The 1,893-nt window shown below is 70.3% G+C and carries 1 protein-coding gene; it reads left to right on the forward strand.

All coding sequences use genetic code 11. The features are described 5' to 3' along the window. Positions 1-1,332, forward strand: a 1,332-nt coding sequence (locus VG869_14810) for an FAD-dependent thymidylate synthase (GenBank protein ID HEV3452454.1), incomplete at its 5' end; no start/stop codon positions are given. Positions 1,333-1,893 lie beyond the last annotated feature (561 nt).

A 1,893-nucleotide genomic window follows, 5' to 3' on the forward strand; every position in this document is an offset into this window, starting at 1 on the left:
GAGTTCTACGAACGGGTCCTGGTGGGTTACGGGGACGACTCGGTGGCGGAGCTCGCCGGCGCGCACGTCGCCGTCGAGCGCACCTCGACGCTCGCCGCCAAGGCACTCGAAGACAGCCGGATCGGCATCTCCCCGCTCGAGAAGTCGACGCGCTATGTCCGGTTCGATCGCCCGGGCCCCGATGGCCGGTACCTCTTCTACCGTGGGCCGGAGCTGGCCCATCCCGGTTACGAGCCCGGGGCGGATGCGCTGTTCGCCGTCTACAGCAGCCTGGTGGAGCCGGTCACCGAGGCGATCCGGACGCGTTATCCGATCGAGCCGGGCGAGACGGACCGGGCGTGGAAGTCGGCGACGCGGGCCAAGGCGCTCGACCTGCTTCGGGGCTTGCTTCCCGCCGGAACGCTGACCAACCTCGGCCTGTTCGGCAACGGCCGGGCGTTCGAGTACCTGATCACCAAGCTGGCGGCCCACGACCTGCCGGAGTGCCGGCGTCTTGCGACTGACCTGCACCACGAGCTCGCGCTGGTCATCCCCGCTTTTGTAAAAAGGGCGCTCGACGATCGGTATGGACGCCCGGCAGCCGAGCGGATGGCGAGAATTCGGGATGCGACGGCGTCCCTCGCCCAGCGCGGGGCGGGCGAATCTGTGATCGGGCCTTTGGTCAAGCTCGTCGAGTTCGACCCGGACGCCGAACGCAAGGTCGTGGCGGCGGCGCTGTTCCCGTACTCGAGCTTGAGCCTTGACGAGCAGACCGGCGACCCGGCGCAGGTCCTGGAGGCTCTGCTGGGCGACCGCGCGAATCGCCGCCAGCGCGCGCCCCGGGCGCTGGAGCAAGCGCAGTACACGTTCGAGATCGTCGCCAACTTCGGCGCGTATCGGGACCTGCACCGCCACCGCATGCTCACCCAGGACCGTCAGCTGCTGGGCACCTCACTCGGATACGACCTGCCGCCCGGCCTGGGCGAGCTCGGCATGGCGGACCGCTTCCAGGCCGCAGTCGAAGGCGCCGCCGCCGTGCACCGGACGCTCGAGCGAGACGCCGGCCCGGCGGTGGCCCAGTACATCGTTCCGCTCGCCTTCCGGGTTCGCTGGTACTTCCGGGCGAACCTGCGCGAGGTGTACCACCTGTGCGAGCTGAGGACCACACCCCAAGGGCACCCCGACTACAGGTGGGTGGCGCAGGAGATGTTCCGCCGGGTCGCCGAGGTCCATCCGCGGCTCGCTCGCTACGCCGCGTTCGTCGACCTGGGCCCTGGCGACGAGCTGGAGCGGCGGCGGTCGGAACGACGAATTGACGAAAAACTCAGCGCTCTAGATCATCCCGTGCGATAGTTACGCTCCATCGTCGATCGAAAAGGAAGGAGTGGGTGTCGTGCAGGAAGGAGTGGTGGTTGTGAGCGAAGTTTTGATACCTCGTGGCCCTGAGCGCCGCAATGGCGACAGGCGCGCCTGGGCGGAGCGGCGGTACGCGGAGAGGCGTGACCCGGTGCGAGCCGCGGCCGGCCGGCGCGGCGTCTGGCCGTTCGACCGCCGGATCGCCGAGCGCCGGATGCTCGAGCGCCGCGAGGGCTGGCCTCACCTACAGGCGGAATAACCTCGGCCCGGCCGGCGCTCATCGTCCACGGCGGAGCCGGCCCGGTACCTGAAGCCGAGCTGCCGCTCCGGCAGGCGGCCGTCGAGCGCGCGCGCGACGCCGGCTGGAGCGCGATAGGCGGCGGTGCCCTCGAGGCCGTGCTGGCCGCGGTTCGCCTTATGGAGGACGAGCCTCTCCTCAACGCCGGCATCGGCGCCTGCCTCAACCTCGACGGGGTGGTTGAGCTGGACGCGGGCGTGATGGAGGGAGCGGAGCTGCGAGCGGGTGGCGCGGCCGGGCTCAAGGACGTGCGCCACCCG

The sequence above is a fragment of the Acidimicrobiia bacterium genome (genome assembly GCA_035948415.1).
In the GTDB taxonomy this organism is placed as follows: domain Bacteria; phylum Actinomycetota; class Acidimicrobiia; order IMCC26256; family PALSA-555; genus PALSA-555.